General features: G+C 71.8%; 6 protein-coding genes. 3 read left to right on the top strand and 3 right to left on the bottom strand.

Features of this window, described 5'->3' with window-relative positions; translation table 11 throughout:
• Positions 1–741, top strand: a 741-nt coding sequence (locus tag D7V97_RS37755; protein WP_120615446.1) for a DMT family transporter, incomplete at its 5' end; no start/stop codon positions are given.
• A 27-nt stretch (positions 742–768) separates the two neighbouring features.
• Here the strand turns inward: D7V97_RS37755 and D7V97_RS37750 are convergent.
• From D7V97_RS37750 to D7V97_RS37740, 3 genes are read right to left on the bottom strand one after another with little or no spacing between them, the layout of a single operon-like run.
• A complete protein-coding gene (locus tag D7V97_RS37750; RefSeq protein ID WP_120615445.1) occupies positions 769–2,505 on the bottom strand; it encodes an FHA domain-containing protein in 1,737 nt (578 codons plus the stop codon).
• 51 nt (positions 2,506–2,556) lie between these two features.
• On the bottom strand, positions 2,557–3,732 hold the full coding sequence (locus D7V97_RS37745; protein WP_120615444.1) for a DUF2314 domain-containing protein: 1,176 nt from the start codon (positions 3,730–3,732) through the stop codon (positions 2,557–2,559).
• On the bottom strand, positions 3,729–4,343 hold the full coding sequence (locus D7V97_RS37740) for a deoxynucleoside kinase (protein ID WP_120615443.1): 615 nt from the start codon (positions 4,341–4,343) through the stop codon (positions 3,729–3,731). Before D7V97_RS37740 ends, D7V97_RS37745 begins: the two co-directional genes overlap by 4 nt.
• A gap of 214 nt (positions 4,344–4,557) precedes the next feature.
• Here D7V97_RS37740 and D7V97_RS37735 point away from each other — a divergent pair, with 214 nt between their 5' ends.
• Positions 4,558–5,367 carry a 1-acyl-sn-glycerol-3-phosphate acyltransferase gene (locus D7V97_RS37735; RefSeq protein WP_120615447.1) on the top strand — a complete coding sequence of 270 codons (810 nt, stop codon included), beginning with the start codon at positions 4,558–4,560 and terminating at the stop codon, positions 5,365–5,367.
• Positions 5,367–6,731 carry a lipopolysaccharide assembly protein LapB gene (locus tag D7V97_RS37730; RefSeq protein WP_120615442.1) on the top strand — a complete coding sequence of 455 codons (1,365 nt, stop codon included), beginning with the start codon at positions 5,367–5,369 and terminating at the stop codon, positions 6,729–6,731. The genes D7V97_RS37735 and D7V97_RS37730 overlap by 1 nt, the downstream gene beginning before the upstream one ends.
• Positions 6,732–6,772: the final 41 nt, after the last annotated feature.

Here is a 6,772-nt window from a genome sequence, read left to right as displayed (position 1 = left end):
GTGCTGGGGGCGGTGGAGGGCTGGAAGCCGATGCCGTGGAAGGTGTTCCTGCGGCTCACCGGCCTGGGCCTCGTGGGCAACACGCTGTACCAGCTGTGCTTCATCGAAGGCCTCGCGCGGACGACGGCGGCCAACAGCGGGATGCTCACGGCGGTGAGCCCGCTGGTGACGGCGGCGCTGGGCGCGGCGCTCGGCATCGAGCGGCTCCGACGTCCGGTCATCGCTGGCCTCTCCCTGGCGGTGGTGGGGATGCTGCTGGTGGTGGGCGCGAGAGGCCCCAACCTGGGAGCGGCCACCTGGGCGGGGGACGCGCTGATCGTCAGCAGCTCCGTGTGCTGGGCCATCTACACGGTGGGGACGCGCACCGTCGGTGCGGAGGTCTCCGCGCTGCGCATCACCGCCATCACGATGCTCACCGGAGCCCCGGGCGTGGTGCTGGCCGGCGCCTCGCAGGTGGTCGCGATGGACACGTCGCGCGTGAGCACTTCGGGCTGGCTCGCGCTCGTGTACTCGGCGCTGGTGCCACTGGTGCTCGCCTACTTCGTCTGGTTCCGCAGCGTGCAGCGGGTGGGCACCAACCGCACGACGGTCTACGGCACCGGCATCCCCGTGGTCGCGGCGCTCACCGCCTGGGCCGTGCGAGGCGAGCGCCCCACGCTGCTCCAGACGCTCGGCGCGGCCCTCATCCTCACGGGCGTGCTGCTGAGCCGCCGCAAGGAAGCCGCGGCCGACAAGGCCTGAGCCACCCGGCCCGGGCAACCGTTGCGCTCAGCCGCGAGGCCCGCGCTCCAGCGTCAGCCCGTACTCGTCCATCTTGCGGTCGAGCGTGGGCCGGCTGATGCCCAGCAGCTCCGCCGCGCGGACCTTCTTCCACCCTGACTCGCGCAGCGCCTCCGCGATGGCATCGCGCTCCAACCGGGCCACCTGCTCCTGCAAAGTGCGCGGAGACTGCCCCACCGCGCCTTCACGAACCTCGGGAGGAAGCTGCGGGATGCCCACGTGGCCCGCCGCGTACACGCGCCCCAGCCGCTCCGCCACCAGCTCCAGCTCGCGGACGTTCTGGGGCCACGGGTACTCCGCCAGCAGCCGACGCGCCTCGGGCCCGAGCACCGGGGCCTCCCGTCCGCTCTGCCGTGCCGCGCGAAGCGCGAAGTACTCGAGCAGCACCGGCACATCGCCCCGTCGCTCGCGCAGGGGCGGCACCTCCAGCTCGAAGCCCGTGAGCCCCCGAGCCAGCGCCGCGTCGAACTCACCCCGCGAAGCGAGCCGCGACACCGGAGCGGAACTCGTCGCCACCACCCGCACGTCCACGGGCTCCTCGCCGCCCTGCCGTGCCGGTGCCGCGCGTCGGGCCAGCATCCGCGCCAGCCGCTCCGCCGCGGCCCGGGGCAGCGCATCCACGTGGCGCAGCAGCAGGGTCCCCGCATCCGCCCGCAGCACCGCGGACGTCACCGGAGGCTGTCCTGCCGCCCCCGCCCTGCCGAAGAGCGCCACCTCCACCGCCTCCAGCGTCTGACGGCACTCCACCGTCACCCACGGCCCCAGCGCGCGCGGCGAGCGCCCATGGAGGAAGCGCCCCAGCAGCGCCTTGCCCGTCCCGGGCTCCCCGTGCAGCACGACAGGAGCGGCGCTGCCCGCGGCCCGCCGAGCCTCCTCCACCAGGCCGCGAAACGCCCGCGAGGTCCCCAGCGGCGTCACCCACGGCATCTCCGCGGCCTCCGCTTCACCGCGCGAACGCACCGCCGTGTACGCCTCGCCGCCCAGCCGGCCCAGCGACGCGAGCAGCTGCCCCTCGCCCTCGGTGAAGGGGGACTCCTCGCGCTCCACGTACAGCACGCCAAAGGGCATGCCCCCCGAGGCCACCAGCGGCGCGCACAGCGCCGTGTCCGCGCGCCCCAGCTCCTTGCGCTCCAGCGCGGCCTGTACCAGCGCGCGAGGCACCTCCACGGACGCGGCGCCCGACACCACCGCGGTGCGCAGCCCCTCCGGTCCACTCAGCAGCGCCGCGGTGCGATCCGCGTTGAGCGCATGCGCGGATTCCTCCGCCAACCGCCGCAGCACCATCGCCTCGCTGGTGGCGCCCAAGAGCGCCGTCCCCGCCGAGTACATGGCCGCGGCCGCGCCCACGTGCGGCAGCACCTCCTCGATGGGCACGTGCCCCGTCTCCGGCGCCGGCATGCCGGAGGGCTCGTCGACGATGGACACCGGCGGCGGTTCGAACACCGCGATGGTGGCGCCCACGCGCATCCGGTCGCCCGGCCGCAGCACCGCCTCTTCCTGGAGCGCCAGCCGCTGCCCGTTGAGGAGCGTGCCGTTGGTGGAGCCCAGGTCGCGCAGCCGCACCTGTCCCGCGAGCGTGTCCAGGAAGAGCTGCGCGTGCCGGCGCGACACCTGGTCGTCTTCCAACGGGATGTCACACGACGGACTGCGCCCGAGGGTCAGTTGGGTGACGACCTCGTACCGGCGCCCCGCGGATGGGCCCGTGAGCAACAGGAGTGCCGGCATGCGGTGCGGGAGCCTAGCAGCGCCCCTCGGGGCGCCAGCAAGGACCGGGGCCTACATGGGGCGTTCAGCGGTGAGCAGGGCCCGCAGCTCGGACTCGTTGAGCGGACGGCCCTCCCGCGCGATGGCCAGGGCGTTGATCTGCTTCTCCTCCACCTCCACGTGGGCCCCCTTGCGCCATTCCGTGGTGTGCACCGCGCCATCCACCAGCCGGCCCACCACGGAGCCCTCGTCCCGCGTCACGACCTCCAGCCACAGGTTCTCCACCACCGCCTCGCCCTCCGGGTGCGTCTCGAAGGGGGCGCGCACCAGGAACGTCAGCGGCTCCATCAGCCCCTTGCGCTGGAAGCGCGCCAGGAACGCGGGCAGCAGCGCCTGCGCCTCCTCGTGCATCGCCTTCGTCTGCTCCTCCGGCTCCTTGGTGAAGCGCTCCCGGTAGGTCGCCAGGAGCTCCGCGGTGTTGTGCCGGCCCAGCGGCGACACCACGGTGAGGAACAGCCCCTCGTGGCCTTCGAACGCATCCAGCGGCACGCCCAGCAGGTTGGCCCGGGCCTCCTCGGACGGCACCATCGTGAAGCTCTGGCCCTCGCTGGTGGACACCTCCGAGCGCAGCGCCGGCCCCTGCGCGAACGCCAGGTCCGTGCACAGCTCGTGGAGGAAGCTCTCCGCGGCCAGCAGGTCGCCCTCGCCCAGGTGGAAGATCTCCACGTCGCGCGCGCCGAACTTCTCCATCCCGTGCGAGTGCACCCACAGCGGCGTGTCCCCTTCCGCCAGCTCGATGGCGTGCAGGTGCACGTGGTCGCGGATGTCGAAGTCCAGCTCGGTGATCTCCACCACGTCCTCGGGCTCGTGCAGCTTGAACGCCGTCACGTCCACGAGCACCCCGGGCACCTGCTCCATCAGCGTGCGCACGGTCCACAGCGCCTCGAAGACGGGCAGCGTGGGCTGCGCGCCGCCGGGCTCCAGCAGGAACGCGTAGCAGGCCTGGGCGTTCTCCACGCGCGCGAAGGCCTCCGGGCTGCCGCTGAACAGCTCCGGGTTGACGCGCGGGCGGCCCTCGCTCTCCGGCTTGAGCACCACGCGCACCTCCGAACCGTCCGCGCGCACGGTGAAGCCCTGTCCGTCCTCGTGCGGCACGAACTCCACCTCGTCGGTGGCGAACGCGGCGCGCAGCGCCTCCAGGGGCGGCGGTCCGGTGCGCTCGGTGGCCAGGACGTAGACCTCCTTCACAGGTGCTTCTCTATCTGTCGGAAGAGGTCCACGCGGTCCACCAGGTCGGTGAGGTAGTCCAGCTTGTCCGTCCCCAGCACCAGCACCGGCGACAGCGAGTAGCCCTCGAACCACTCCTCGTACAGCGCGTTGAGGCGCTTGAGGTACGCGGTCGGGATGTCCTTCTCCATGGCCCGCCCCCGCAGGCGGATGCGCTCCCGCAGCGTCGCCACCGGGCAGCGCAGGTAGATCATCAGGTCCGGCGGCCTGAGCGACTGGGAGATGGTCTGGTACAGCTCCCAGTACGTGCCCCAGTCGCGCTTGTCGATGAGCCGCTGGCGGTGGAGGTTCTTGGCGAAGATTTCCGCGTCCTCGTACAGCGTCCGGTCCTGCAGCACCGTGCCTGACGTGCGCTCCAGCTCCCGGTGCAGGCGGAACTTGTGCGTCAGGAAGAAGAGCTGGGAGCGGAACGCCCACGTCTTCATGTCCTTGTAGAAGTCCGCGAGATAGGGGTTCTGGTCATTGGGCTCGAAGGACGGCGTGAGGCCGTACTTCCGGCACAGGAAGGACGTGAGCTCCGTCTTTCCGGCCCCGATGTTGCCCGCGATGGCGATGAACTTTTTCCTGGCCACGCCACCCTTGCTTGTAACCCCGCCGAGCGACACACACCAGAAACAATGGTGCCGGGGCCTGGGTCGATATAAAATGCCTGCCCCCGCCCCGTTCCGCACGTCCAGGTGCCCGCGCCGCGTCCTGACTGTGTCGCCCGGCTGCCCGTCCGGTGAGCGGTACCCCCGGACGCTCCTCGTCTCACGAGGCCGCCGGTAGGAGGAAACCCGACGCATGCTGCGCAAGCTCTGGTGCATCTTGGTGGCCACGGTGTGGTCGGCCGTCAGTTTCTTCGTCTCGATCACGGCCATGATCGTGACGTTCAACCCGGCACGCTCGGTGTGGGTGGCCCGGAAGTTCTGGTCCCCGGTCCTGCTCTGGGCCGGCGGTGCGCGACTGGAGGTCATCGGCGGGGAGAACGTGGACCCCAAGCGCGCCACCATCTACGTGGCCAACCACCAGTCCACGCTCGACATCCCGGCTCACTTCATCTCCGTGCCGGCGGACTTCCGCTACGTGGCCAAGAGCCAGCTGCGCTTCGTGCCCTTCATCGGCTGGTACCTCTGGCTGGCGGGCCACATCTTCGTCAACCGCAGTGACCGCGCCTCCGCCATCAGCTCCCTGGAGCGCGCCGCGAAGAAGGTCCGCGAGGGCACCAGCATCTTCCTGTACCCGGAAGGCACCCGCTCCGAGGACGGCCGCGTGCTGCCCTTCAAGAAGGGCCCGTTCGCGCTCGCGCTCAAGGCCCGCGTGCCCATCTGCCCCGTCACCATCGAGGGCACCAGCACGGTGATGCCCAAGAACTCGTGGAACATCACCCCCGGGCCGGTGCGCGTGAAGATTGGCCGCCCCATCGACACCACGGCGTTCGCGGAGAACGACCGCGAGGGCCTGGCCCGCGCCGTGCGCGCGCAGATCATCGCCGACAACCTCTCCCTCGGAGGCAAGGGCGGCGATACCGAGGACGCCATCGCCCTCCAGGGCAAGGAGGGCATCGGTCAGCAGCGGCTGCCTCCCCCTCCGTCCACCCCCAAGAAGGCCTCCTGATGCCCACGAACCGCCCCCGCTGGACCCGCGTCGCCCTGTTGGGCCTGGGCCTTCTTGCCACCGGCTGCAGCCACGGCAAGACGGCGGGGACCGCGCTGACGCCCCAGGCGCAGGCGCGTGCGTACCTGGACGAGAACCAGCCGGAGAAGGCGGTGACGCTGCTGCGCGAGCTGCACGCGCGCACCCCGGACGACGTGGACGTGGCGAGGGCCCTCACGGAGGCCCAGGTGAAGGCGGGCCACGCGGACGCCTGGGCGGAGGAGCTGCGCCAGGCCATCGCCCGGAACGAGCGCGCCATGGACCAGTACATGCTGGGCCTGACGCTCTTCTCCCGAGCGAAGGACGCGGGCCAGCCCACGGTGGCCGCCTTCGAGCGCGCCATCGCCCTGTCCCCCACCACCGCCGAGTTCCACTACCGCCTGGGCGTCGCGCGCCTGGAGTCGGAGCAGTACGCCGCCGCGCTGGGACCACTGCGCAGGGCCGTGGAGCTGGCCCCGGAGCGGGCGGGCTGGAAGCTGCCGCTCGCCAAGGCCCTGGCCCGCACCGGCGACACCGCGGGCGCCGTGGAGGCCCTGGGCACCGTCGTGCGCGCCCGGCCCACGCCCGGAGAGGTCGCCACCGCGCGGGCGCTGATGAACCAGATCGCGGACCCCTTCCAGGGCTTCCCCAAGGCGGCGGAGGCGAAGCTGGAGGAGGGCATGCGCTTCCTGCACGAACAGGACGCGCCCCAGCACGCCCTCATCGCCTTCGAGGAGATCCTCCACGACTACCCGGACCTGGCCGTGGTGCACGCCCTGCTGGGGCTCGCCTACCAGCGCCTGGACGACGCGGGCCGCGCGGTGGACGAGTTCAAGCAGGCCATCGAGCGCGCCCCCCAGGACGGCAAGAACCAGCTCTACCTGGGGGAGCTGTACCTGTCGCGGCAGCGTCCGGACGCGGCCCGCGCCGCCTTCGAGAAGGCCGTGGCGCTCAACCCCCTGCTGGAGCTCGCGTGGTTCCGCCTGGGCGACCTGCGCCTGGAGCAGCGCGACATGGCCGCGGCGAAGGACGCCTTCCAGGTGGCGGTGACGCTGCAACCGGACTCGGTGCCCGCGCGCGGCAAGCTGGCGCTCGTGTACCAGTTGGAAGGCGACTACCCGGCCGCCCAGCGGGAGCTGAAGTACGTGGCGGAGAAGAACCCGGAGAACACCGAGTTCGCCCTGCGCCTGGGCCTGCTCTACACCGACGAGTCCCAGAAGGCGCGCACCCCCCAGGAGCGCCAGAAGGCCACGGCCGAGGCGGAGCACTGGCTGGGGAAGGTGCTGGAGACCCAGCCCGACAACGCGGTGGCGAGCCGCGCCCTGCAGCTGCTGAAGGGCCAGTAGCCACCGGCGCACCGCGCCCTCTACACTCCACATCCGATGAG

It is taken from the genome of Corallococcus sp. CA053C (genome assembly GCF_003611675.1).
GTDB lineage: Bacteria > Myxococcota > Myxococcia > Myxococcales > Myxococcaceae > Corallococcus.
The sequence above is the reverse complement of the archived record's forward strand: the minus strand, read 5'-3'. Positions and strand labels throughout refer to the sequence as shown.

Bases quoted from the DNA above. Each gene is read 5' to 3' on its own strand.
- D7V97_RS37750 (WP_120615445.1), bottom strand. From the start codon at position 2,505: ATGCCGGCACTCCTGTTGCTCACGGGCCCATCCGCGGGGCGCCGGTAC.
- D7V97_RS37730 (WP_120615442.1), top strand. From the start codon at position 5,367: ATGCCCACGAACCGCCCCCGCTGGACCCGCGTCGCCCTGTTGGGCCTG.